The following is a 24,554-nucleotide window of genomic DNA, read 5'->3' on the forward strand; positions in this document are numbered from 1 at the left end:
GTATTCTGAAATCTATGCTTTTCCTATGCTCTTTTCATCAGATGAGATACAATAAAATCAAGTTCAAGGTTGTTTCCGTATTGTCGTGTTTATTTATTGTTTCATCAATAAAAGCAAGGAGGCAATGATGATATGATTTCTCATTTTCAATGGAAACCCCTCTTTAAGAAAGCGCAATTGCCAGGATGGAAAATATCCTTTTTTCACAATGGTGCGCACTATGAAGGTATCTACCACAAAACGGGTGATATTGAATGGGGCTCCCAGCTTCCGCCTCATGAAGTCGAACCAACCCTAAAAGAAGAAATCCACGAATTAATGCTATTCCATGTCTATGATTAAACTGTTTAAGGAGCCTCGCCATGTTAGAAAAGTTAAAGCTTGTTTACGGACACCATATCATCAGTTCACCAACAAATGACAAACAGATTCTTTGGTATCAAACGGACAAAGGCGAAATATTTGGAGTAGACAAAACGGAGCTTACAGCAAGAGAAACACTTCTTCTCAATTCTTTCCTTACACCAATTGATCTATCTCATACACAGCAGACTGAGGATGAACAGAAATGGTACAGCTATCTTTTTGAAAACAAACCATTAACCGTCCACCATCCCGTCCGTGTTCATTATTTTAAAATGGACCATCAAGCCGAACAAAGACAGCAAATAAAAGAGGCTGTGAATAGCAGCCTCGAATGCACCCAATTCATATGGACAGGCGCTGAAACAGCTATGCTGATTCAAACAAACGCTACGTCAGAAAATGGTCAATTAGATCAGTTAAATGATTTGTCTCAGGCCATCACAAGTGATTTTTTAACAGACTCTTTCTTTTTACAAGGACAGCTGCATTTGCCAAATAACCATTTGCAAATGAGATTGTTAAATGAACATCAGCTCTTTATGTGGCATATGCAGCGAGGTAAGCTTAGGTCAGGGGTTGCCACATTTTATCAATGTCTGCCATCTCTCATTCGTTATGATGCCTCTGTGGTTTTTGACGCTATTTCTGATGCTTTTAAAGAAACGGTCTTTGATCGGGATGTTTACCGCACCCTTATGACCTATATGCAATGTAATTTAAATGCATCGCAGGCAGCAAAAGCTTTATATGTTCACCGAAACAGCCTTCAATATCGGATCGATAAATTTATTGAGCGCACAGGTCTAGATATACGACATTTTTCGGAAGCATCGGCTGCTTACTTTATGATGAGTCTTCTCGACCTTTCATAAATCATGGTGACATGAGCACCCTGCCCAAAAATGAAAATAAGATGTTGTGCACGTTGTCCATTTACAGACTCCCCCCTATTTTATACACTTTATTTATAAGTAAAGCGCTTTCAAAAAGGGAATGGGAGGCTATTATCCATGGCTGAAATGATGCTCAATCAAATTTATAAAGTGTACGATAACAAAGTAACAGCAGTAGACAACTTTAATCTACATATACAGGATAAAGAATTTATTGTGTTTGTTGGTCCATCGGGCTGTGGTAAATCAACAACCCTTCGCATGATTGCAGGTCTTGAGGAAATTTCACAAGGGGACTTTCTGTTAGACGGTAAACGGATGAATGACGTAGCACCAAAAGACCGGGATATTGCGATGGTTTTCCAAAACTATGCATTATATCCTCACATGAATGTGTACGATAATATGGCTTTTGGATTAAAGCTTCGGAAGTTTCCTAAATCTGAAATTGATGAGCGGGTTCGAAATGCGGCTAAAATATTAGGGCTTGAACAATATTTAGAGAGAAAACCAAAAGCACTGTCTGGCGGTCAAAGACAGCGTGTTGCACTTGGCAGAGCGATTGTGCGCGATGCAAAAGTCTTTCTTCTAGATGAGCCGCTCTCAAATTTAGATGCAAAACTCCGTGTTCAGATGCGTGCTGAAATTTCTAAACTTCACCAGCGCCTGCAAACGACATTTATCTATGTCACACATGATCAGACTGAAGCCATGACAATGGCTACTCGCCTTGTTGTTATGAAAGATGGCTTTATCCAGCAGGTGGGCGCGCCGAAGGATGTCTATGAGAACCCAGAGAATGTGTTTGTTGGCGGATTCATTGGCTCTCCTGCGATGAACTTTTTTACAGGGAAACTTTCTGACGGCGCCATCGCAGTTGGAAAAACTCACATTCGTGTACCCGAAGGAAAGATGAAGATATTACGTAGTCAAGGCTATATCGGAAAGAATGTCATTCTTGGCATTAGGCCGGAAGATTTCCATGATGAGCCTGTGTTTATTGAGGCGTCTGAAGGAACAAAAATTGATGGAATTGTAGAAGTGGCTGAATTAATGGGAGCAGAAACAATGCTTTATTCTTCTCTCGATGGTCAAACGTTTATTGCACGTGTTGATTCTCGTACGGATATTCAGGCAGGTCAGTCTATACCGCTTGCCATTGACATGAATAAAGCGCACTTCTTCGATATTGATACTGAGCTGCGCATTCGATCAGCTGAATAAGGAGACATACGCAACACCATCACTCACTATTGAGTGGTGGTTTTTTGTATGTTGACACAACATTTACCATGTTCTTTTCTCGTATGTTTTCTTCACAAATAACCATAATACTTAGTACAAAGCAGTTACTGCATTGGGTTTCGCCAAGTGGCAAATGACTTGATCATTTCGCTGGTGCGATTCCAGCAAACCCAACCAAAACCAAATCATATATATAAAGGAGATTCACATCATGGCAAATTCTAATAGTTCAAATCAATTACTAGTTCCAGGAGCTGCACAAGCAATCGATCAAATGAAATACGAAATCGCTTCTGAATTTGGTGTAAACCTTGGAGCAGAAACAACAGCTCGTGCTAACGGATCAGTTGGTGGAGAAATCACAAAACGTCTTGTGTCTTACGCTCAACAAAACCTTGGCGGAACAAAAGCTTAATTTCATATCTGGATCATAGAAGGCACCTTTTAAGGTGTCTTCTTTTTTTGCATTTATTCTCACCAATTCCCTTCCAGCTCATATCATGTAGTAGAAAGGAGCGGATCTTCATGGACATTATTTCCGGTATGAACTTTGAACTTCTACAATTTGTAGGTATCTCTCTATTATGCGAATATGCTCATAGTATTCGGTCCTTTCACCTTTACAAAAAAAGCATGACATAAAAATTGTACCATTTTGGGTTCTTTTCACTTATAGTATGTAGTGGAGGGATCGAACAGATGAAAATAGCTCTTTTAGGTGCTCATGGACGTGTAGGACAAGCATTTCTTCGTTTCGTTCAAGTAGATGATCGTTACATGGTTCGTTCATTGATTCGGACAAACCGGGAAGGAATGCTTGCGGGTATGTTTCAAGTCACCGGTAATTCAAGAAATCAAGAAGATGTACTTGAAACGATCAAAGGAGCAGATATTGTTGTGAGCTGTCTATCTACAGATGGAGATGACACATTATCTGTTTCAATGGAGCATATCGTACAAGCCATGAAGCAAACAAATACATCAAGAATTATTACGATTGGCACGGCGGGTATTTTAAAAGCAAGGCAGCAGCCAAAGCTTTATCGCTTTGAAACAAATGAATCAAGGCGAACCACTTCCCGAGCAGCTAAAGAGCATGCCAAAGCGTTTGAAATCCTTCAATCAACTGACCTAGATTGGACCATTATTTGTCCAACCTATTTACCAGATGGAGAAGTGACACGGTCATATCGCTATGAGAAAGATTTTCTCCCTATCGATGGAAAGAAAATTTCAGTTGAAGATACCGCACATTTTTTGTATCAACAGTTAAATTCAAAGGAATTTGTGCATCAACGCGTCGGCATCGCTTATTGATCATGTAGCCCGTGCAAACCATATACAACCGGTAAAAAGTCGAGGTGATGAAATAAATCCTCGACTTTTTTCATGCCAATCAAAAGAGCCCCTTTCGCGTGAAAGAGGCCTTTTTTACTTCCTTCGGCTATTCAATTTAGCTGCTTGCAAGTGCACCTTTTTGCAGTTCGTACATTTGCGCATACAGCCCACCTTGCTCCATGAGTTGTTCATGGTTGCCTCGCTCGACAATTTCACCTTTTTCTAACACCAAAATCATATCGGCTTTCTTAATGGTGGATAATCGGTGAGCAATGACAAAGGTGGTTCGTCCTTCTTTGACTACATCAAGCGCTCGCTGAATGATGGCTTCTGTTTCTGTATCGATGTTGGCGGTTGCTTCATCTAAAATTAAGATCGCTGGATCGTACGCCAGTGCGCGAGCAAATGAAATCAACTGGCGTTCCCCTGAAGAGAGGGTACTTCCCTTTTCAACCACTGGTTCATCAAAGCCTTGTGGCAGATGCTTCAATAACTCTGTTGCGCCTACTTGCTTTAATGAGGATTCAATGGTTTCTCTTTTGATGTCTTCATTCCCTAAGCTGACATTGGATGCAATTGTTCCAGAAAATAAATACGGATCTTGCAGAACAATGCCCATTTGTTTACGCAAAGTTTGGCGCGACTGATGATAAATACTTTCTCCATCAATGAGAATATCTCCCTGCTGGATGTCATAAAAACGCAGCAGCAAGTTCATAATCGAGCTTTTTCCTGAACCCGTATGCCCCACAAGTGCAACTGTTTGGCCCTTTTTTGCTTCAAACGTAATGTTCTTTAGTACGTTATTCCCTTCATTATAAGCGAAGGTAACATCTTGAAACTGAACGTACCCCTCCATTTTTTTCTGATCAGGTTCTTCGACTTTTGTTCCTGGCTCATCTAATAATCGGAAGACCCTTTCAGATGAAACCCTTGCTAATTCCAATCTAGAAAATTGGTTCACAATGCCTGTAATCGGCTGGAACAATCGATTTAAATAATCGACAAATGCATAGAGTACGCCGATAGACACAATGCCAGACGCACTTAATGACGCGCCGCCAAAGTACCAAATGAGCGCAACATACGCTAAATTACGCAGCAGGTTAACCAAGTTATGTGAAAGGAGTGAATTTAAATGAAGCATCTTTCGCTGATACCGAAAGTGATTGTTATTCAGTTCATCGAATTCTTCTTTCGTCGCTTTTTCATGGCGAAACGCTTGAATAATCGTCATCCCTTGAATTGCTTCATTTAGCTTCGCATTGATTTCACTGATAATAGAACGAATGCGGTGATTGTATACTGATGCAAATTTCCGGTAAGTCATCGACCATAGGAAAATAATCGGTACAGCTACCAAACAAATGAGTGCCAGCTTCACATTTAATAAAAACATGGCGATATAAATTCCAATCATGTAAATGGCACTTGTCACGAAATTTGCGAGAACAGTCACATATAGATCACGGATGGTTTCCGTGTCATTGGTGATCCGTGCTACTACTTTTCCAGCCGGTAAATTATCAAAATACTGGATGGGCAACGTTTGAATATGCTCAAATACGTCTACCCTCATTTTTTGGATAATACGGTTTGCAATCCGCTGGAGCAAATAATGCTGCCCATACTGAAAGAAGATCGCAATGACGAGCAGCCCTAGATAAAATAGAACAAGCTGCATCAAACCACTGATTTCAGGCTGATAAAAAGCGAAAATTTCCTCTTTTGATAAACGCTGTACATCATAGGTTTTGTGCTCGTTCCCATTTTCAATGGTGAGCTGATTTCCCGATATCGTCCGGTTTCCATCAAAACGAACTGGCTCATTCACAAAGTAGTAACCGAATCCGACTTGCACCACATTGATTTGTTTTCCGGCTTCATTTTCATTCTTTAATCGATCGCTTCGTATATAGTTATTTCCCTGGTAATAAACCGTTTCATCTGTTTTTTCGTTTACCTCGACATACGGTTTTTCGACACCTAAAATATGATCATCAATCATTTTCTTCCCAATAAATGGTCCTGTCAGCTCAGCACCAACCGCGATGATCAGAAAGATCAAGGCAACAGACAGTACTTTCTTATATAGGAGTGCATAGGCAAGGAGTCTTCTTCCTGTTGTCATGCCTCATCCCCTCCTTCCAGCTGATTTGTCAGCTGCTGACGCAGAAATTGTTCTTTGTACCATCCATCTTGCTGAATGAGCTCTTGGTGGGTTCCCTTTTGGACGATGCGTCCCTCTTCCATGACAAGAATGAGATCCGCATGCTCAACAGCTGATAGACGATGGGTTGTAATAAACGTCGTTTTCCCATGACGGTTTTGTCTTAAATTTTCTAAAATAGCGGTTTCTGTTTTCGCATCAACTGCAGATAGAGAGTCATCCAAAATCAAAATGTCGGGATCAATTAATAAAGCACGTGCAATGGAAATTCGCTGCTTTTGACCGCCTGACAGCGCCACGCCTTTTTCCCCAACCATGGTTTCCAAGCCTTCTGGCAACAGGCGTAAATCCTTTTCAAAGTAAGCGTCTTTGATTGCTTGTGCTAATTCGTTTTGTTTCGCTTCCATATGACCAAAGCGCATATTCTCTTCTACACTTTTTGAGAAAAGGATATGATCCTGTGGTACATAACCGATCCATTGAAATAGTTGATCCAATTCAATCTCCTGGATCGGAACACCTGATAAGAATATTTGTCCATCACCTGGTGGGTACTGCCGCAGAAGCTGTTTCACGATTGTTGTTTTGCCGCTACCTGTTTTTCCTGTAATGCCAATCGTCTGGCCTTTTCGCACAGTAAAGGACACATCGACTAAATTATCTTTAGACGAAGTTGGATATCTGAACGTCACTTGATCAAATTGAATATCTCCAGGCTCTTGTAATGTTTTTGGCTGAGCTGTGTCTGTTACATCCGGCTTGTAGCTGAGGGTATGATTCAACCGATCTAACGACGCATTTCCTCTTTGCATGATGTTAATCAACTCACCGATCGCAAACATTGGCCAGATCATCATCCCAAGATAGACGTTAAATGCGACAAGCTCACCAATCGTTAAATCACTTTGAAACACAAGATATGCTCCATAGCCAATTCCGATTAAGTAACTGATGCCCACAAGCAATTTCACTGTCGGTTCAAACAATGAATCAATGATCGCCACTCGCATATTTTTTTGGAATACATCATCTGTCATTTGGCGAAAGCGCTCGACATCTTGTTTCTCCTGTACAAAAGACCGGATGACCCGAACGCCGGCCACTGATTCCAGTACACGATCGTTCATATCACCAAAAGCATCTTGAGCGACTGTAAAGCGCTCATGAATCTTGCTGCCATAAAACGCAATCAAGATCGCCATCAGCGGCATGGGGATAATCGCCATTAAGGTTAATTTCCAGCTAATCGTCAGCCCCATCGTAAAAAAGATCATGAGCATATAAGCAGTGGAATCAACCAATGTCAAAACGCCAAAACCTGTCGTTAAGGCCACAGCATTCAAATCGTTTGTACCTAAGGCCATTAAGTTGCCGGTTTTTTTCTTTTCATAAAAGGTTGGTGTCATCTTAAGTAAGTGGCGCATCAGTTTTCCGCGCATCACACGCTCCATGACATTCGCGCCGCCAAATAACTGATACATCCAAAAATACGTCAGCGTATAGACGATGACACCAAGTAAACAAAAAATAGTCACATAAAACACAATACTGGATGTTGTAAATTGACCAGAACGAATGTCATCAACTGCCTGCCCGAGATACCTTGGCGGCAGCATTTCAAAAACATTCACAATGAGCAGCAGCGTAATGGCGATCGTATATCGCCTCCACTCTTGTTTAAAGAACCAGCCTAATTTTGCAAATACTGAAAACATGTTTGTCTCTCCTTTTAAAGCTAGCCGCTTTCTATATTTTCCTGGCTGTCACCTTGTTTCGTTTTTTGAGCTTTTGTCATTTGTCTTGCTTTTGGCATGTTCACATGCTTTCACTCCTCTTCATTTTATTGTTGATATCCATTTTTTATTTCGGGATACGAAATGAATACAACAAAAAAAGAGGCAACCAGCTGACTGGTACGCCTCTTTTATACATGATAAAAAGGCGCATGTTGACAAATACGCAACATACGCCTTGATTCATCCGATCAATTGGAACATACTGGTTCCTTTTCAATGACCAATGAAGGTGTATTTGTCACGTGAATCAACCCATTCATGCAGTTTGATTTCATTCTTCTAATGTTGCACATGACATTTCCTCCTTTTGGCTCTTGAATCTTTTTTTATCTTATAGTGGCTGTCACCATTTTGTCAATAAATATTTTTCAATAAATGAAATTTTCTAACAAAAATACAATCGCCTTCATGTGTATCTTTTCCTGATAACGGGTATACCATGAATGTAAAGACTCCTTTTGAAAGGAATGAGGACATTGTTTCAAGCTGATCGGATGGTCGTTGCGTTTGATGGACATGAAGACAGTAAGAAAGCATTAAAGAAGGCAATCGCTTTAGCCAAAACCTTGAATGCCAAGCTGACCGTTGCCTATGCACATGATGGCAAATCAAGCAGACAGGTGTTTGATGCACCACGCCCAATGACTGGCGGTGCTTATATCGGGGGCGGCATGGCAGACCTTCAAACACCCCCTGTGTATGTACCTCATGACGAACAGCAAAGTCCCTTGATTTTTGAAGACCATACAGAAGAGGTCGTTGCGGAAGCGAGAATGCTATTAAACGAGGAGCGGTTTGAAGCTGCCATTGAAATTGTTGAGGGAGAGCCTGCAGAAGCGATTATCGAATATGCTGAAAAGATATCAGCAGACCTCATCGTCATGGGAGCACGTGACCAAAGCAGATTGAAAAAGATGCTATTTGGCAGTGTGAGCGAAAAATTATCATCAAAATCAGATATACCTGTGCTTATTGTGAAATAAATGCATCACAAAAGGCTGTAAACATTGGTTTACAGCCTTTTTCTTTATGAAGAAATGGAAGCTTCACTTTCATGTTTAATTTTATTTTGGAAACCTTCCTGAACACGCTTCGTGATCTCTCCTGGAATGCCTTCCCCAACTCGCTGACCATCTATCTCAACAATTGGAATGACTTCAGCAGTCGTCGAACTGATGAAAATTTCCTGCGCGTGCAGTAGCTCTTCTTTGCTTATACGGGTTTCTTCGACACTGCATCCTTCTTCCTCACATACCTCTAGCAGCTTTCTACGGGTAATGCCGTTTAAAATGAGGTTGTTTGCTGGGTGAGTACGAATTACGCCATCAATGACAGCATACACATTCGAGGAGGTTCCCTCGGTCACAAAACCGTCTCTAATGAGAATCGCTTCAAACGCACCGGCTTCGGACGCTTTCTGCTTTTCCATGACGTTATATAAGAGGTTTAAACTTTTAATATCACACCTTAACCAGCGAAGATCCACAGATAATAAGGCTTTTGCACCAGCTGTCTGTTCTTGAACAGGTTTTTTCACCTGGAACGTATATGCCGTGATTTGAGGAGTGAGAGAATCACCATATTGATGTTTACGAGGTGCGACTCCTCGTGTCACTTGAATATACACACCGCCATCTGTTAATTGATTGTGAGCGACTAACTGTTTTAATTTTTCTTCCATATCTGATACTGTACCTTGCAGATGAATGCCGATTTCTTTTGCACTTTTGAAGAGACGCTCTGTATGCTCTTTTAATGTAAATAAAGTACCATTGTATACACGGATGACCTCATAGACTCCGTCCCCAAATTGATAGCCTCTGTCCTCAATATCAACATGTGCATCTTTTTTTTCAATGAAATCTCCATTGTACAATACTTTCATATGGAATCTCCCCTTCGCTTTGCTTTAATGGTTGAGTCTGATGCTATCTTAGCGGATAAATGTAAACGTTTCAATGATTAATCAGAATTATTTCATACGAACATAAATGGATAACCTCTCATTGTAACAAATATAGATTTATAACCAAAAAGATTCCAATTTTTTAGCATCTTCTATATTCATAGGCTCTTTTTTCCTGTATACTTACTCCATATGAGCACGACATAAAACAGCGAAAAAAGACAGAATCCACTACATGATTCGACACAAATTTTTGATTTATTGGAGCGATTGTAATGCAACGGGTTACGAAAAAACAGACACCTTCAAACACGATGCTGCTCTCAAAGGCTATTGGTTTAGTGATTCTATCACTGATCCTCTTTTTCATTTGGGATATGTCTAAAACCAATATGCAGGCAGCAGACCAGCCGGCTCAAATGTCTGCGAGCAGTCAATTCCGAGACACAAGCACAAGTCTGAAAGCAAAAGATGATTCTTCGAAAACACTAGATGCACATTTTAAGATCAATCCAAACAAACATGTAACGGATCAAACGATCTTTTTAACCTTTGATGATGGTCCTTCTGCTACATCAAATCAGCTATTAGATGTGCTAAAAGCGCATCAAGTGAAGGCCACATTCTTTATGCTCGGACCCCAGATCAAAGAACACCCAGCAGCTGTTAAAAGGCTTCATCAAGAAGGTCATCAATTAGGGCTTCATGGCATCACGCATGATGTGAAACGCTTTTATCAAAAAAGTGATTCTCCCGTAAACGAGATGAAAGAAGACCAGCGCATTTTGGCTTCTGTCACAGGTGAGTATACACATCTTGTGAGAACACCTTATGGCAGTTCCCCCAATTTAACAGATCAACAAAAAGCACGTTTAAAACAAAAAGGCTTTATATACTGGGATTGGACAATTGATAGCCTTGACTGGAAATATAAAAGCTCAAAATATGTACCAGAGGTATTGAATCAGCTGCAAGTGCTAGAGACAAAACACCCGAAAGAACCAAAAATTATTTTAATGCATGATCAGCCAGCTACTGCAAAATACTTAAACAGTTTGATCACACAGCTAAAAGCAAAGGGCTATACATTTGAAGTCCTTGATGAAACAATGAAGCCGCTGCAGCAATAAAGAAAACCCGCACCTTTTGGATGCGGGTTTTTTGATGATTTATAGAGTTTTCACGAGATCGCCAATCCGTTCGTGGAAGACAAGATCAAACAGAGAATCGTATTCTGTTTCACTCAAATTCATCATCACCTTGAAGATGGAAGGATGCTGAGCTGCATCTTCTGGAATATATCGTGCTGGCGCCACTTCTAGGGAAGTTCCCATGACCAGCAGCATGTCCGTTTGCTGAAGTGATCTCTCCACTTGATCAAAATGCTTCACCATGTCACCAAAAAGGACAACATCTGTTTTCAGCACACGTCCACACGTGCGGCCACCCGAGGAAACCCTTTGACAAACCGGCACCTCTTCTTTTAATAAATAAGGCAGTTCATATGTCGTCCGGCACGATGGACAAGTAGCTGTTTGAATGGAACCATGCAGTTCATAGACATGCTGGCTTCCCGCCTTTTTATGCAGGCCATCTATATTTTGAGTGAAAATATCCACGTGCTTTCCTTGCTTCTCAAGGTTGGCTAAAAAGGCATGTCCTCTATTTGGCTCGTAGTCTCCACTCATTTTCATCTGAAACAATTCCTTGAATTTCGGCCAGAATTGATGAGGGTGTGATAAAAAGTAGGACCGGCTCATCGCCTCCATGCGAGCGGTATCTTCTGTCCACAAACCACCTGTTGATCTAAAATCGGGAATACCCGATTCTGTGCTCATACCAGCACCTGAAAGTACTGTAATATGTGAAGCCTGCGTTAATCTCTCTCTTAGCGCTGCAACCTTTGTTTGACCCACTCACAATTCCTCCTTTATTCCCCCAGCTGTTTCTCACCCTTTTGTTTCATATAAATGGTCTGTCCAGGGAAAGCAAATTCTACACCTTCTTGATGGAAGATATCAATGATGCGATAGTTAATGTCTTGCTTAATATCGAGGTTTTCAGACCAAGCTGTTGTGTTCGTGTAAAAGTTGAAAAATAAGTTCAAATAGCTGTCTGCCAGCACATCAAGATTCACCATAATGGTTTCCTTATGAACACCATCATGCTCATGAAGCATTTGTTTGAGCCGTTTGATACACTTATCAATGTTTTCATTCGGTGTATTGTAGGACACACGTATGGAGAACGTAATCTGACGTTTATTCATTCTCGTCCAGTTTGTGATTGGCTCTTTTGAAAGTGTGGAATTCGGAACTGTCACCACCGCTTCAGCAGGTGTTCTAAACTTTGTGCTTCTAAATGTAATGTCCTCTACAGTCCCAAGTACACTTGGCGTCTCCACAAAATCGCCCATCGTAAAAGGCTTCTCTGTAATGATGACAATCCCTCCAAAAAAGTTCGCCACTGTATCCTGCGCAGCGAGCGCAAAGGCTAGACCACCTAGACCGAGCCCTGCCACAAGCCCGTTCACATCATAATTAAATTCTTGTGCAATGACACTAATACTTAATGCAATAATAATGAAACGAAGAACCTTTGATAAAAAAGGCGCTAAAATATCATCCATTTCTAATTCAAACTTCGAATTCACCTTTTGAAACAAGAATGAAGACGCAGCGGTTAAATTACAAAGCCCCCATGTCAGCATCAGTATAATGGAGGATCTATACAATTTGATGATGACATCCATATGATGCTCAAAATATGGTGCCTGTCTTAATGCAAAATATAAACCAAGTGCCACAAAAAACAGTCTGGCAGGTTTTTCGAATGCTACAACAATTTGATTAATCACCTCGGTTTTAGACCGATTCGTCAGCCTAAAGAGAAGATGAAATAAGTACTTCGTAAATACTTTCCGAAGCAATAAAAAAAGCAATAAAATACAAAGGCTAATACCGATTTGGATCGCAATATCTACTGTGAAATATGTATCCATCCATTTTTGTGTAAACATGTCTGTCTCTCTCCTTTAAAACAATCCTCTCTAGTTTATAATATAATCTTCGCTCATGTCCTCTCTTAAATGTCTGACCTCTATATAAAAAAGCCTCGGGACTGATCCCGAGGCATGATGTTCAATTATGAAATTTTGGCATTGAGACATTTCGACGGGCAGCAAACTACTTTTTCTTCTGAGCCTGATCAAGGAGAGTCGCTTTAAACATTTCAGCATCCGTTTCGACCTTAATACGTTCTTCCACTCTAATTCTCCCTTTACCCAATCATCTCGCCTCCTTTTCATCATTATAAAACATCAGAATTTTCAGTCAACATGACGAAAGCACTAATATTTTGACGAACGCTGACGATTTGGACAAAATTGATCGAAGAAAAATTGATGTTATTCAGATTTACTCAATAAAAGCTTGGGATATACCTACAACTTTTTATATTGATACAACATAATTTCTAGGCACAAGCTATTTCATTATTACATACAGCTCTCCCCCTCTCCATATAGTAAAGAAGGAAAACCGGCAAAGCATTTGATATGATAAGACCAGAACGAATGTCAGGGAGCTGGAGCATGTGTATATTATCGCGCATAGAGGGTCATCAAGCGCTGCCCCAGAAAATACAATCGCTGCATTTGATTTAGCAGTTCAGCAGGGTGCAGATTATATTGAGTTAGACGTACAGCTGACATTGGATCAGCACGTAGCCGTGATCCACGATGACACCATTGATCGAACGACAGATGGAAGCGGCTTAGTGAAAAGTTATACACTTGATCAACTGAAGAAGCTGGATGCAGGAAGCTGGTTTGATGAACGGTTCGCCAACGAAAGAATCCCCACATTACAAGAAATTCTTGAAAGATACAGCCAACGCATCGGGATACTCATTGAGATCAAGCATCCAAAACGACAGATTGGGATTGAAAAGGCAGTTGTCGACATCATCAACCGGTTTACCTATTCCCGTCATATCATGATCCAATCTTTTGATGACAATGCACTCCAAAGAGTCAAAGCTTATGCCCCTTCTCTTCGAACAGCTTTTATCATAAAACCTTCCGCCTTAAAACTGACGAAAAGAAAGTTGGCAGTGTACAGTTCCTTTGCGGATTGTCTTAATATGAAGAAAACGATGATCAACAGGTGGTGGATAGACCGCATCCACTCATTCGGGATGGATGTATTTATATGGACCGTGAAAGATCAAAAAACAGCCAATCGGATAAAAAAATACCCCATTGATGGAGTGGTGACAGATCATCCACCATTTTTTCAAAAGGAGAAATGACTAAATGAAAGCTTATCTCGCCGTTTTTATCGGTGGACTGATTGGTACACTTTGCAGATATGAGCTAAGCCAGTCCTTTGTCAGCCAAACCTTTCCCTATGCAACACTGATCGAAAACGTTGTAGGCAGTCTACTTCTTGGTATTTCGACAGGATACTTTATGTTCCGGAAGGGAAAAAAATATCTTGCCGCTTTAATCGGAACAGGATTTTGCGGTGGTTTTACGACAATGTCCACTTTTTCTAAAGAGACTGTTTTCCTATTACAGGCTGGACAGTTCACTTCAAGTTTGATGTACATCCTGCTTTCAGTGATTGCAGGAGTGGCCGCTGCCTTAACTGGGCTTATGATTGCTCAGCGGCTTTTTCATCAAAATGAGCAGCAGAAAGGGAGCAGATAAATGATTGTTTTTTATACAGCTGTTGCCGGCGGGATTGGCAGTGCTCTTCGTTTTTTCATCAGCCAATCGATTCAGAAAACTCATTCCCATGCTCGTTTCCCATACAGTATCATTCTTATCAATTTATTAGGTGCTGCCGGTTTAGGTTTACTGACAGGTGCAGTGACTGCCAATCATCCGCTGCTTGTGATTATTGGAACCGGATTTTTCGGTGGCTTTACAACATTCTCTACTTTTAGTGTAGAGTCTGCGACTATGCTAATGCAGCGTCAAATACGGCAGCTTGCTGCCTATTTATTTGTGACGATCATCGGGTCTTTATGTCTCTTTACTGCGTTTTATCAAATAGGACAACACCTTTTTTAAATATTCGTGATGGCGGCTAAGCTAATGAGCAGTTGATCCATTAACTGACGCTTCATTAAAAAAAGTGTTTTTTCACTATAGCCAATTTCAATTGCACATTTTGCCATCCGCCAATCTCGAAAATATTTGTAATCGATCAGCTTCTGCTCTATGTCATCCAATTCTTTTAGTGCGGTTTCAATACAAGCAACGATTAGTTCATACTGGCTTTTCTGCTCTTCTAGCTTTTTTCGTGTCATGTGATCTTGATGATGCGTACTTCTTTTTTCAAGCTTCCTTTCAATATTTAAGATTGCTGCCTGATAATTTTTGAAATTCTTCAAATGAAACTCAATTCGTTTCATTGAGGTTTTTTTCTCCGTGATACTTGCTGTTTCATACCAAAGCATGACCATCCCCCTTAACGAACGTTTGTTCTCATTATATACGAACATATATTCGTTAAAAAGAGACTAAATACCTAAAAAAACCTTGAGCTTATTTTTCGCTCAAGGTCATTTCATTTACTAACAGTGGCTCTTTTATATCAAGCCCAGTGCGTGTGTTATCTTTATCCGATGACATGACGCCTTTCTTCAGGTCGATCTTTTTAATATAGCGCCCATCCATTTCCAGCACCTTTATCCGAATGTCATCGAGATAAATAGACTGTCCTTCTTGGATATCGATATTTTCTTTTAAGATTAACCCGCCTATTGTATCAATTTCTTCATCATTATAGGGAAGCTCGATCAAATCTTGAACTTCATCTAATCTCACTTTGCCATCTAATACATAATGATGATCGGCTCTTTTTTGAATGACAGGCTGCTCATCTTCATCGAATTCATCTCGAATGTCTCCGACAATCTCCTCTAAAATATCTTCCGTTGTGACAAGTCCAGACGTTCCGCCATATTCATCAGTTAAAATCGCCATATGCATTCTATCGCGCTGCATCTTAACGAGAAGCTGCTGAATTGGAATTGTGTCAATCACTTCTATCACAGGATATATATAATCTTGAATCTTCAGTTGATCTTTTTCTTCCTGATACACAATATCTGCAAAGAGCTGCTTTTTGTTCAACATGCCAATGACATGGTCTTTATCCCCTGAAAACACTGGAAAACGTGTATACTTTTCCTTTGTCATAACGGCCAGTATATCGTCTAATGGCATATCTTCTGGGATTGCGCAAATTTCTCTTCGGGGTATCATGATCTCTCTGGCAATTCGATTATCGAAATCGAAAATTTTGTTCATATAGTTATATTCTGATGGGTTGATTTCCCCATTTTTCAAGCTCTCAGATAATAAAATCTTCAATTCCTCTTCAGAATGGGAATGTTCTTTTTCAGCACCCATATCGATGCCCATCATTTTGGTTAACATTCGGGCTGACCCGTTTAACACATAAATGAAAGGGTACATGAGGATATAAAATGCATGCAGCGGGCCTGACAGCCAAAGCGTCATTTTTTCTGCCTTTTGAATGGCGAGCGTTTTTGGAGCAAGCTCACCTACGACTACATGCAAAAAAGTAATAATAGAGAACGCAAGTGTTGCTGAGATCAGGCTGATTGCTGAATCAGGAATGTTTGTCAAACCGAAACCTCGAACCAAAAGTTCTTTCACTGCCGGTTTACCGATCCACCCTAAACCGAGTGATGTCACTGTAATACCAAGCTGACAGGCTGACAAATATTCATCTAGCCTTGATGTCACCTTTTTCGCCATGATGGCCTTTTTGGACCCTTCGGCAACAAGTTGATTAATTCTGGAACTTCTCACCTTCACAATGGCAAATTCAGATGCAACAAAGAAAGCTGTTAAAGCAATCAAAACACCGACTATACTCAGATTAACAATATCGTCCATTTAACCTTGCTCTTTCTTAGAAGAACAAGGAGTCACCTCCTGATTGATGATGTTGTCTTTTGCAAAACGGTTAACTGATTAAATAAGACGACTTTGAGGGCCCCACTTAACCACCTCCGGTTCACGTAAAATCCGCCTCTCTACATATATATGAAACGGTATTCATTTTATCTTACCATAAATAATCTGAAAATTCCTGTGTCGTCATGTTATTTTTGACATGACAACCTAGATTGAGGAAATGCCCCCTCTGTTTCTTCATATTGGCAGGAAATATGAACAATTAACTTGTATTTCAGCCTAGAATTATATTAAACTATTTTCATAAACTATAACGTGACGGTTAGGAGGAGATGTTCAGATGGGGCTGAGAAAAAGTACCGTATTGGTGAGCTAGCACAGATTGCACAGGTGACGAAACGAACAGTAGATTATTATACAAATCTAGGATTGCTTGCGCCTGTTAGATCTTGCTCAAATTATCGTTATTACGATGAACGTGCTTTAAAACGATTACAATTAATCGTTCTTTGCAAACAGCAGAGATTGGCTCTTTCTGACATCAAATCCAGATTAGATGAACAATTCCCTTCTCAAAAAGAGAATCATGACGAACTTGTCCATTTAACCTCTGATATCGATCAGATGAATGAGCATATGGACCGCATTTTGACACGTTGTAAGCAGCTTCAACCAGAACAACGTGAAAAACTAAAAGAGCAGCTTACTCCTGAAAAAATGACGGCTGTCCAATCATTTTTACTGCTGTTAAGTTAAAATTTTTACTAAACAGGAGGTGTTACCTTCGTTCTCAACAGTCAGAACGAAGGCCTTAATTGGACATAGTTAATTTACTTATAGTTGCTTTGCTTATAGCTTTAACCGCATTTTTCGTTGCATCAGAGTTTGCAATCATTCGCTTAAGAAGCTCAAGAATTGATCAATTAATCGCAGAAGGTAATAAAACAGCAGTTGCTGTCAAGCATGTGACGACTCACCTTGATGAGTACTTATCTGCCTGTCAGCTTGGTATTACCATTACCGCCCTTGGAATAGGTTGGTTAGGGGAAGAAACGATTGCGCATATGCTTGCTCCACTTTTTGTAGAGCTGTCAATTCCTCAATCAGCTAGTCACATCATCACTTTTATTATTGCGTTTAGTATCATGACGTTCTTACACGTTGTGGTTGGAGAGCTTGCACCAAAAACACTCGCCATTCAAAAGGCTGAGCAAGTATCCCTTCTTTTTGCTAGACCACTGATGATCTTTTACAAAGTGATGTTCCCGTTCATTTGGGTATTAAATGGATCTGCTCGTTTACTAACGAAAGCGTTTGGTCTTCAGCAAGTATCTGAGCATGACATGGCACACTCTGAAGAAGAATTGCGGATTATTTTATCAGAAAGCTATAAAAGCGGCGAGATTAACCAGTCTGAATTCAAATATGTCAATAAAATTTTCGAATTTGATGACCGTCTGGCGAAAGAAATTATGATTCCTCGTACCGAAGTTGTCAGCTTCCCTCATGATATTACCATTGAGGAAATGCTGAAAGTCACCAAGGTAGAGAAATATACACGTTATCCAATTGAAGATGGCGATAAAGACAATATGATCGGTGTTGTGAATATTAAAGAGGTTCTCACTGCGTGCATTAGCGGTGAATGTTCTACAAGTGATACGATCGAAAAATTTGTGAATCCGATTATTCATGTGATTGAAACGCTTCCTGTTCATGATTTACTGCTAAAAATGCAGCGTGAACGTGTACACATGGCGATCTTATCAGATGAATATGGTGGTACAGCAGGTCTTGTGACTGTTGAAGACATCCTTGAAGAAATCGTCGGTGAAATTCGTGATGAATTCGATATAGATGAAATCAACGAAGTGCGTAAGCTAGGCGAAGACCATTACATCTTTGATGGGAAAGTCCTTGTGGATCAAGTCAACCTACTGTTAGGGATTACACTTGATAATGAAGAAGTTGACACGATTGGCGGCTGGTTCCTCACGCAGAAGTATGAAGTAGAGAAAAATGACTCCATTCGTGAACAAGGCTATGAATTTATTATTAATGAAGTCGATGGACACCACGTGGTATACATCGAAGTCAAAAAGGTAAATGAACAACTATTAGAAGCAGCCGAAGAAGGCGCTTCGTAAGAAAAAACGACCCTTGCCCTAAGCAAGTGGTCGTTTTTTTATCCCTTTTCCATTAATTGAGCTTCAAGTTCTTTGATTCTTGTGTTTAATACTTCGGTCATGGCACCTAATCTTTCTTTGGGCGGAAGATGGTCAAATTCAGACAGCTCAATCGGTTCCCCAATGATTAAGCGCATTTTTCCCTTTTTGAAAAGGCTTTTCGCATTTGATGGTCCTTTGTACGCCGCTGGAACAATTGGCGCTTTGCCGAGTTGCGCAATGGTGACCGCCCCTCTTTTCAAAGGAACATCTTCTGTTGTACGTGTTCCACTTGGAAAAATTCCAACGATCTTTCCTTCTTTTAATAATTTAATGGGCGTTTTAATACTGCTCGGCCCTGGATTCTCTCGATCAACTGGAAAGGCATGAATCCTTTTTAAAAATCCGCCGATCCATTTATTTGCAAACAATTCTTTTTTCGCCATGTAGTGGATCTCAAACGGAAGAATTCCTGCGCCTAGTGCAAGAACATCCACAAAACCCTCATGCGTACATGCAATGACAAAACCTCGATCCGTTGGCAAATTTTCTTTTTGATATACTTTGATTCCGCCTCGGAGAGCAAAAAATGCTTTGATCGTATAGCCTGAAAATTTATACATAATGCACTTCCTTTGTTTGAAGAATGAAGGATTTGTTTCTATTATAACAAATTTTTTATTACCTGGTACTAAAAATTTTGTGATGCTGTCAAAATGAAGGGCTGCCCACTAAAATCATGTTTCCGCTTGAAATCGTGGCTCATTCTGTATTCAAGCATGAGGTTTTAGGAGAGAATAGAATAGGAATTGTGTCCAATTTTGTCGTTTTTCGAAGGTTTTTCCTGATTTGTTCTATTGAAAATGCTTTATAAATGATGCAAATTTCGCTATGATAAGGAGAAATGATTTTGATTCGGCGAAAGAAATGAGTAATGTACGGCCTATGAGAAGTTTCGTGCAACTTTATGCCTTTCTTATGCGTGTATAACATAGAGGGGAGAAAAATCAGTGACGATCGATGAAATTTATCAAATGTATATGAACGATGTTTACAGGTTTCTGCTCTCCATGACAAAAGACAAACATTTGGCGGAAGACTTATTGCAGGAAACCTTTATGCGAGCTTATATACATATTCATTCCTACGACCATAGCAAAGTGAAACCTTGGTTATTTCAGGTGGCACGAAATGCTTTTATTGATTATGTCAGGAAACATAAAAAAGAAGTGACCATATCGGATGATCTAATTGGCGGCCTTTTACAAACGTCTGTACAAAGCCCTGCTGAACAGGTTGAAATAAAAGAAGTCCTCAACATGTATTTGGAGCAGCTTCCAGATAACTACAAGGAAGCGTTGACATTGTATTATTTAAAAGAACTGAATTACAAGGAAGCATCCAAGGTCATGAATATTACTGAAGCAAATTTTAAAAGTGTTTTATTTCGTGCAAGGCAGCGCCTAAAAGCACTATATAACAGAGGTGTTAATGATGAATGAAGAGTTTAACAAGCGATGGGAACAATATAATAATGGCGAGATGAATGAGGAAGAAATGATGGCGTTTGAAGAAGAGCTTGAAGAAAATGAAAAGCGCTTAAGTCAGGAGCTGAATGACTCGGATTGGACAGACTTTTCCATCAGTCCTGAAAAGCAAAAAGCCATTTTACAATACGGAAAAAGAAAGTCTTACTTACGTATTTCCGTACTTGCTGTCATATCTACACTCATTATTTTACCGCTTTGTACATTAGGAAGTTATCTATACTACGGAGTTGGCGGAGCAGAGAGCAAAGGCAATCATTTCATGGAAACAGCTGCTGTGACAGTCGCTCTCACGAAACCAAACGTGGCCATTGATATGAGGGATTTAAAAGGACAGGTCAAGCTGTTTGGTATGAACACAGAGCTTAAGCTGCAAAAACAAATAGGCAATAAAACAGAAGCCATTGGCAGTGAGCAAATTGAAATGTTTTTCGATAAATTAAAACAGCCTACAATCTCTTATTATGGTGACAGTGCACGCAATACGGAGGATTTCTTTACCCACCCTTCTACGCAGGCAGATGCATCAAAAAAACAAACACTCACCACTTTAGACAAGCTTCCTGAAGGAACAGTGAGTGAAGTGTATGTATCCTATGATAAAGCATACTCACCAAAGGACGTTTATACCTTTGCTAAAAAATACGATATGAAAGTGCTTTGGAATGCGATTAAAACAGAGGATTCATTAAGTGGGAATCAGCGCCCAATCGGTTTTCCTGGGAAAGACTCCGAATTTTTAAAAGAGCTTCAGCACACATCAAAAACAGAGGTAGATCAATTCAAAGATGCCCTTGCCTATGTCAATCAGCATCCAACCTGGGCAAAAACGATCTCTGGCAGACCTGAACTAGATCTGGCTAACCGAATACGATATATCAATCAAAATGGTGTCACAGCTTATGGCTCTGTTGTCACAGGTCCTTCTAAAGAAATTGAGAAATTTGTGAAGACAAAACGGATTAAAACGGCAAAAGTGAGCGAGGTGGAATTATGGAATTGGTAAGAATTTTTAAAGAACACAATGTATTTGGCTGGATTTCTGTCGGCACAGCTATTTTATCCCTGCTCATGCTGAACCTCGCCATTATCAGCAACGTGACATTTTATTCTTTTCAGATGCTTCCTTTTGCAATGGCCGCAGTTCCATTTGGTATTATTGAACTGTTCATCAAAAAAGGTCGTACTGGCCCAGGTTTTCTAGGTGTCGTTCTGAATATCTTTGTCATTGCTTGCGTCTATGCCATCGTATCAATTGATATAGATCTTCAGTTAGGTTTTTAATGAATTACAAAATGTAAAGCCAGTGCTACTTGACTGCACCAAGTAGCACTGGCTTTTTTCTGTATATCCATTTATTTTTCATTTAATTCTGAGTGCTTTCTTGAATATAAGAAATAGACAACCAATCCAATAGCAAGCCAGATGAAGAAACGAACAAATGTGATGGCGCCGAGTTTATAAATGAGCAGTCCACAGGATAGAATAGCCAAGATTGGAATGAGTGGAACTGCTGGGCATTTAAATGCTCTCGGTAAATCAGGCTGTGTTTTTCTCATCACAATGACAGCGACCGAAATCAAAATGAATGCGGAGAGTGTCCCGATGTTCACTAGGCTTGCAAGCTCATCTAGTGGAATGAACCCTCCCATTAATGCTGACAATGTACCGAAGAAAAGTGTATTGATATAAGGTGTTTTATGTTTTGGATGAACCTTTGAAAGAACCTTTGGCACCAAGCCATCACGAGACATCGCAAACATGACGCGTGTTTGGCCATATAGCATGACAAGCATAACCGTGGTCATCCCTAAAATCGCCCCAATATCCACAATGCCAGCCACCCAGTTTTGACCTGCTACTTGTAAAACAAGAGACACTGGATGTGATACTCCATCAAAGTTCATGAATGGAACGATGCCCGTCATGATGGCACTCACAACGACATACAAAACGGTACAAATCAATAATGAAGTAATAATACCTCTTGGCAAGTTGCGTGAAGGATTTTTTGTCTCCTCTGCCGCAGAAGCAACTGCATCAAATCCGATAAATGCAAAAAATACGAGTGCTGCTGCACTTAAGACCCCTGATGTCCCAAATGGAACGAATGGTGTCCAGTTTTCTGGTTTTACATATTTCACAGCGACTAAAATAAAGAGCAGAATGACAGCAATTTTCAAAATCACCATGATGTTATTGACTCGTTTTGATTCCTTAATACCGAAGTACAGCAAGAAGGTGATGATCATTAAAATAATAAATGCAGGAAGATTAAAATATGTCACTTGCCCCTTTAAACCACCTGGTGCTGCTGTTAACTCAACCGGTATATGAATGCCAACCCCATTTAAAAATGACACAAAATATCCCGACCAGCCTGCTGAAACTGCACTAGCGGCCAGCATATATTCTAATATCAAATCCCAACCAATGATAAACGCCAAAAATTCTCCCATTGATGCGTACGTAAATGTATAAACAGATCCTGACACAGGAACGGTGGAAGCGAATTCCGCATAAGAAAGTGCCGCAAACAAACAAGCAAGACCTGCGATCACAAATGATAGAACGAGTCCTGGACCCGCTGTGACAGCTCCTGTACCTGTCAGAACAAATATCCCTGTTCCGATAATGGCCCCAATACCAAGCATCGTTAAGTCAAATGAACCTAATTCCTTTTTTAACGCTTTTTCCCCTTGTGTTGCCGCGATGAGATCTGAAATGCTCTTTTTTCTAAACAACGAATTGCTCATAACATCACTCCCAAAACGTAGTATCAGTCTAAAGACGCCACACCTCTATAATTCACAATATTTTCTGAATATTTAGATTAAATTTATCACAATAAATTAGTGGCGTAAAATTATTATATATGAAAATTAAAAAATGAAAACACTTTTTTAAAAAATAGAGTGAAAATTCTTAAATATCAACAAAATCGTTGTCAATATATAGGTCAGTTTTTCTTCATACTTTATTCATTTCACAGCCTGTCACTCTCTATTTATTATTCAACATCAAAAATTATGTTTTTTTAACATAACAATAATTGAATAAAAATAAGACTCCCCTTTTGTTAGCGAGTCCATATTCATGTTATATAAAAGTCTTTAGACTGGTAGTGAACTATGATAAAGGTCCACTCCTGTTGCGTGAATGATATATGAAAAAAGAGACTGCTCCATGAGCAATCTCTTTGAATAGATTAGTTAACAAATGTTTTCGCTCCAAGATAAATCGGCTTCCAATAGCTTGAATTCATATCACTGACTGTCACACCGTCAGAGGCAGCATGGATAAACTTGTTGTTCCCAATGTAGACACCCATGTGAGATGGACCAGATTTATAGGTAGTAAAGAACACAAAATCTCCTACCTTTGGTGTTGAGACGCTCTTCATCGAGCCCCAAAAACCTTCTGTTGTTTGTCTTGAGATCTTTTTTTGCTTGTTAATGATATACCACATAAACCCGCTGCAATCAAAGCCTTTCGGTGTCGTTCCACCCCATTTATATGGTGTACCGTTCTGTGCTTTAGCATCAGATACGAGCTTAGACGTGTTTAATGAAGAAGTAGAGACTGTTTTTTCTTTGACAGGTGTTGTCTTCACTTTAGACGTCTTTTTCACCTTTAGCTTTTGTCCAATTTTGATGAGGTCTGTTTTGAGTTTATTTAATGATTTCAGCTCTTTCACTGTCATCCCATACTTTTTGCCAATTTTAGATAGTGTATCACCTTTGACAACTTTATGAGTGGCTGTCGCTGAAGCCGCTTTTACTGTTGTTGTTGTTTTAGTTGTTGTTTTCGAGGAAGTTCCATTTACTTTTAACGTTTGTCCAACATAAATCTTGTCAGATTTCAGCTTATTATCTGATTTAATCTTGCTCACGGTTGTTTTGTATCTTTTCGCTAGAACAGAAAGAGAGTCACCTTTTTGAACCTTTACTGATTGTGCTGAGGCAGCTCCGGCAAATAATGTCGTCCCAAGTAGAACTGCACTTGCAGCTGTGATCAATTGTTTTTTCATTTGTTCCTCCTGTATGTATCTATCGTGATCCGAATTTTTATCTACTTTCTATTATAAGGATCAAATACCAGAAGAAATAGTCTTGACTTCCTACGACATTATGCTTATTAATTCGGCAAAATTTATTTTTTTTTAGGGTT

The 24,554-nt window shown here is 39.8% G+C and carries 26 protein-coding genes; 15 read left to right on the forward strand and 11 right to left on the reverse strand.

Annotated elements, in window-relative coordinates:
* Positions 1–132 precede the first annotated feature (132 nt).
* The 5 genes from BA70_RS10105 (at position 133) to BA70_RS10125 (ending at position 3,821) form a co-directional block, all read left to right on the forward strand.
* Positions 133–342 (forward strand): YheE family protein, encoded by a 210-nt coding sequence (locus BA70_RS10105; protein ID WP_003211787.1) that lies wholly within the window; start codon positions 133–135, stop codon positions 340–342.
* A 20-nt stretch (positions 343–362) separates the two neighbouring features.
* Positions 363–1,238, forward strand: coding sequence for a helix-turn-helix domain-containing protein (locus tag BA70_RS10110; RefSeq protein ID WP_034321540.1), 876 nt, complete (start codon positions 363–365; stop codon positions 1,236–1,238).
* Between the two features lie 138 nt (positions 1,239–1,376).
* Complete coding sequence (locus BA70_RS10115) at positions 1,377–2,483, forward strand: ABC transporter ATP-binding protein (RefSeq protein WP_034321543.1); 1,107 nt, start codon at positions 1,377–1,379, stop codon at positions 2,481–2,483.
* 232 nt (positions 2,484–2,715) lie between these two features.
* Complete coding sequence (locus BA70_RS10120) at positions 2,716–2,919, forward strand: alpha/beta-type small acid-soluble spore protein (protein ID WP_008348940.1); 204 nt, start codon at positions 2,716–2,718, stop codon at positions 2,917–2,919.
* 284 nt (positions 2,920–3,203) lie between these two features.
* Positions 3,204–3,821, forward strand: coding sequence for an NAD(P)-dependent oxidoreductase (locus BA70_RS10125; protein ID WP_034321545.1), 618 nt, complete (start codon positions 3,204–3,206; stop codon positions 3,819–3,821).
* A gap of 136 nt (positions 3,822–3,957) precedes the next feature.
* Here BA70_RS10125 and BA70_RS10130 read toward each other — a convergent pair whose 3' ends face one another.
* Positions 3,958–5,973 (reverse strand): ABC transporter ATP-binding protein, encoded by a 2,016-nt coding sequence (locus tag BA70_RS10130; protein WP_034321549.1) that lies wholly within the window; start codon positions 5,971–5,973, stop codon positions 3,958–3,960.
* The gene (gene bmrC, locus BA70_RS10135; RefSeq protein ID WP_034321552.1) at positions 5,970–7,727 is read right to left on the reverse strand and encodes a multidrug ABC transporter ATP-binding protein BmrC; all 1,758 of its coding nucleotides are present in this window, start codon (positions 7,725–7,727) and stop codon (positions 5,970–5,972) included. Before bmrC ends, BA70_RS10130 begins: the two co-directional genes overlap by 4 nt.
* A gap of 557 nt (positions 7,728–8,284) precedes the next feature.
* Here bmrC and BA70_RS10140 point away from each other — a divergent pair.
* A complete protein-coding gene (locus BA70_RS10140; protein ID WP_034321555.1) occupies positions 8,285–8,791 on the forward strand; it encodes a universal stress protein in 507 nt (168 codons plus the stop codon).
* Between the two features lie 44 nt (positions 8,792–8,835).
* On the opposite strand, the gene dat is transcribed toward BA70_RS10140, so the two are convergent.
* On the reverse strand, positions 8,836–9,693 hold the full coding sequence (gene dat / locus BA70_RS10145; RefSeq protein WP_034321558.1) for a D-amino-acid transaminase: 858 nt from the start codon (positions 9,691–9,693) through the stop codon (positions 8,836–8,838).
* Positions 9,694–9,989: 296 nt separating this feature from the next.
* Between dat and BA70_RS10150 the strand changes: the two genes are divergently transcribed.
* Positions 9,990–10,844 carry a polysaccharide deacetylase family protein gene (locus BA70_RS10150; protein ID WP_034321561.1) on the forward strand — a complete coding sequence of 285 codons (855 nt, stop codon included), beginning with the start codon at positions 9,990–9,992 and terminating at the stop codon, positions 10,842–10,844.
* A gap of 39 nt (positions 10,845–10,883) precedes the next feature.
* On the opposite strand, the gene BA70_RS10155 is transcribed toward BA70_RS10150, so the two are convergent.
* From BA70_RS10155 to BA70_RS19960, 3 genes are all read right to left on the reverse strand, one after another.
* Positions 10,884–11,630 (reverse strand): NAD-dependent protein deacylase, encoded by a 747-nt coding sequence (locus BA70_RS10155; protein ID WP_034321563.1) that lies wholly within the window; start codon positions 11,628–11,630, stop codon positions 10,884–10,886.
* A 14-nt stretch (positions 11,631–11,644) separates the two neighbouring features.
* Positions 11,645–12,733: a mechanosensitive ion channel family protein gene (locus tag BA70_RS10160; protein ID WP_034321565.1), complete on the reverse strand. Its 1,089-nt coding sequence runs from the start codon at positions 12,731–12,733 to the stop codon at positions 11,645–11,647.
* A gap of 166 nt (positions 12,734–12,899) precedes the next feature.
* Positions 12,900–13,001 carry a YhdX family protein gene (locus BA70_RS19960; RefSeq protein WP_008359843.1) on the reverse strand — a complete coding sequence of 34 codons (102 nt, stop codon included), beginning with the start codon at positions 12,999–13,001 and terminating at the stop codon, positions 12,900–12,902.
* A 307-nt stretch (positions 13,002–13,308) separates the two neighbouring features.
* Between BA70_RS19960 and BA70_RS10165 the strand changes: the two genes are divergently transcribed.
* From BA70_RS10165 to crcB (BA70_RS10175), 3 genes are read left to right on the forward strand one after another with little or no spacing between them, the layout of a single operon-like run.
* On the forward strand, positions 13,309–14,025 hold the full coding sequence (locus BA70_RS10165) for a glycerophosphodiester phosphodiesterase (RefSeq protein WP_034321568.1): 717 nt from the start codon (positions 13,309–13,311) through the stop codon (positions 14,023–14,025).
* 4 nt (positions 14,026–14,029) lie between these two features.
* On the forward strand, positions 14,030–14,425 hold the full coding sequence (gene crcB / locus BA70_RS10170; RefSeq protein ID WP_034321571.1) for a fluoride efflux transporter CrcB: 396 nt from the start codon (positions 14,030–14,032) through the stop codon (positions 14,423–14,425).
* A complete protein-coding gene (gene crcB / locus BA70_RS10175; RefSeq protein ID WP_034321574.1) occupies positions 14,426–14,791 on the forward strand; it encodes a fluoride efflux transporter CrcB in 366 nt (121 codons plus the stop codon).
* Here the strand turns inward: crcB (BA70_RS10175) and BA70_RS10180 are convergent.
* Entirely contained in the window at positions 14,788–15,180 is a 393-nt protein-coding gene (locus tag BA70_RS10180) for a hypothetical protein (protein ID WP_034321577.1), read from the reverse strand. The genes crcB (BA70_RS10175) and BA70_RS10180 overlap by 4 nt on opposite strands.
* An 88-nt stretch (positions 15,181–15,268) precedes the next feature.
* Complete coding sequence (locus BA70_RS10185; RefSeq protein ID WP_034321580.1) at positions 15,269–16,651, reverse strand: hemolysin family protein; 1,383 nt, start codon at positions 16,649–16,651, stop codon at positions 15,269–15,271.
* Positions 16,652–16,987: 336 nt separating this feature from the next.
* Here BA70_RS10185 and BA70_RS19510 point away from each other — a divergent pair, with 336 nt between their 5' ends.
* Positions 16,988–17,428 carry a MerR family transcriptional regulator gene (locus BA70_RS19510; RefSeq protein ID WP_078061701.1) on the forward strand — a complete coding sequence of 147 codons (441 nt, stop codon included), beginning with the start codon at positions 16,988–16,990 and terminating at the stop codon, positions 17,426–17,428.
* Between the two features lie 59 nt (positions 17,429–17,487).
* Entirely contained in the window at positions 17,488–18,819 is a 1,332-nt protein-coding gene (locus BA70_RS10195; protein WP_034321584.1) for a hemolysin family protein, read from the forward strand.
* A 38-nt stretch (positions 18,820–18,857) separates the two neighbouring features.
* On the opposite strand, the gene BA70_RS10200 is transcribed toward BA70_RS10195, so the two are convergent.
* Positions 18,858–19,460, reverse strand: a complete 603-nt coding sequence (locus tag BA70_RS10200) for a lysophospholipid acyltransferase family protein (RefSeq protein WP_034321587.1) — start codon at positions 19,458–19,460, stop codon at positions 18,858–18,860.
* 387 nt (positions 19,461–19,847) lie between these two features.
* On the opposite strand from BA70_RS10200, the gene BA70_RS10205 reads away from it, so the two are divergent.
* From BA70_RS10205 to BA70_RS10215, 3 genes are read left to right on the forward strand one after another with little or no spacing between them, the layout of a single operon-like run.
* Positions 19,848–20,339: a sigma-70 family RNA polymerase sigma factor gene (locus tag BA70_RS10205; RefSeq protein WP_003211938.1), complete on the forward strand. Its 492-nt coding sequence runs from the start codon at positions 19,848–19,850 to the stop codon at positions 20,337–20,339.
* The gene (locus BA70_RS10210) at positions 20,332–21,390 is read left to right on the forward strand and encodes an anti-sigma factor (protein WP_034321590.1); all 1,059 of its coding nucleotides are present in this window, start codon (positions 20,332–20,334) and stop codon (positions 21,388–21,390) included. Before BA70_RS10205 ends, BA70_RS10210 begins: the two co-directional genes overlap by 8 nt.
* A complete protein-coding gene (locus BA70_RS10215) occupies positions 21,378–21,668 on the forward strand; it encodes a hypothetical protein (RefSeq protein WP_034321593.1) in 291 nt (96 codons plus the stop codon). The genes BA70_RS10210 and BA70_RS10215 overlap by 13 nt, the downstream gene beginning before the upstream one ends.
* Before the next feature lie 71 nt (positions 21,669–21,739).
* Here BA70_RS10215 and BA70_RS10220 read toward each other — a convergent pair whose 3' ends face one another.
* On the reverse strand, positions 21,740–23,140 hold the full coding sequence (locus tag BA70_RS10220) for a branched-chain amino acid transporter BcaP (protein ID WP_034321596.1): 1,401 nt from the start codon (positions 23,138–23,140) through the stop codon (positions 21,740–21,742).
* Between the two features lie 452 nt (positions 23,141–23,592).
* A complete protein-coding gene (locus tag BA70_RS10225; protein WP_034321599.1) occupies positions 23,593–24,414 on the reverse strand; it encodes a C40 family peptidase in 822 nt (273 codons plus the stop codon).
* Between the last annotated feature and the right edge of the window lie 140 nt (positions 24,415–24,554).

Origin of the sequence: Bacillus zhangzhouensis (assembly GCF_000715205.1) — a bacterium.
Lineage (GTDB): Bacteria > Bacillota > Bacilli > Bacillales > Bacillaceae > Bacillus > Bacillus zhangzhouensis.

Bases quoted from the DNA above. Each gene is read 5' to 3' on its own strand.
- BA70_RS10220 (WP_034321596.1), bottom strand. From the start codon at position 23,140: ATGAGCAATTCGTTGTTTAGAAAAAAGAGCATTTCAGATCTCATCGCG.
- BA70_RS10115 (WP_034321543.1), top strand. From the start codon at position 1,377: ATGGCTGAAATGATGCTCAATCAAATTTATAAAGTGTACGATAACAAA.
- crcB (WP_034321571.1), top strand. From the start codon at position 14,030: ATGAAAGCTTATCTCGCCGTTTTTATCGGTGGACTGATTGGTACACTT.
- BA70_RS10225 (WP_034321599.1), bottom strand. From the start codon at position 24,414: ATGAAAAAACAATTGATCACAGCTGCAAGTGCAGTTCTACTTGGGACG.
- BA70_RS10160 (WP_034321565.1), bottom strand. From the start codon at position 12,733: ATGTTTACACAAAAATGGATGGATACATATTTCACAGTAGATATTGCG.
- BA70_RS10110 (WP_034321540.1), top strand. From the start codon at position 363: ATGTTAGAAAAGTTAAAGCTTGTTTACGGACACCATATCATCAGTTCA.
- dat (WP_034321558.1), bottom strand. From the start codon at position 9,693: ATGAAAGTATTGTACAATGGAGATTTCATTGAAAAAAAAGATGCACAT.
- crcB (WP_034321574.1), top strand. From the start codon at position 14,426: ATGATTGTTTTTTATACAGCTGTTGCCGGCGGGATTGGCAGTGCTCTT.
- BA70_RS10125 (WP_034321545.1), top strand. From the start codon at position 3,204: ATGAAAATAGCTCTTTTAGGTGCTCATGGACGTGTAGGACAAGCATTT.
- BA70_RS10185 (WP_034321580.1), bottom strand. From the start codon at position 16,651: ATGGACGATATTGTTAATCTGAGTATAGTCGGTGTTTTGATTGCTTTA.
- BA70_RS10210 (WP_034321590.1), top strand. From the start codon at position 20,332: ATGAATGAAGAGTTTAACAAGCGATGGGAACAATATAATAATGGCGAG.
- BA70_RS10105 (WP_003211787.1), top strand. From the start codon at position 133: ATGATTTCTCATTTTCAATGGAAACCCCTCTTTAAGAAAGCGCAATTG.
- BA70_RS10215 (WP_034321593.1), top strand. From the start codon at position 21,378: ATGGAATTGGTAAGAATTTTTAAAGAACACAATGTATTTGGCTGGATT.
- BA70_RS10120 (WP_008348940.1), top strand. From the start codon at position 2,716: ATGGCAAATTCTAATAGTTCAAATCAATTACTAGTTCCAGGAGCTGCA.
- BA70_RS10150 (WP_034321561.1), top strand. From the start codon at position 9,990: ATGCAACGGGTTACGAAAAAACAGACACCTTCAAACACGATGCTGCTC.
- BA70_RS10130 (WP_034321549.1), bottom strand. From the start codon at position 5,973: ATGACAACAGGAAGAAGACTCCTTGCCTATGCACTCCTATATAAGAAA.
- BA70_RS10180 (WP_034321577.1), bottom strand. From the start codon at position 15,180: ATGCTTTGGTATGAAACAGCAAGTATCACGGAGAAAAAAACCTCAATG.
- bmrC (WP_034321552.1), bottom strand. From the start codon at position 7,727: ATGTTTTCAGTATTTGCAAAATTAGGCTGGTTCTTTAAACAAGAGTGG.
- BA70_RS10200 (WP_034321587.1), bottom strand. From the start codon at position 19,460: ATGTATAAATTTTCAGGCTATACGATCAAAGCATTTTTTGCTCTCCGA.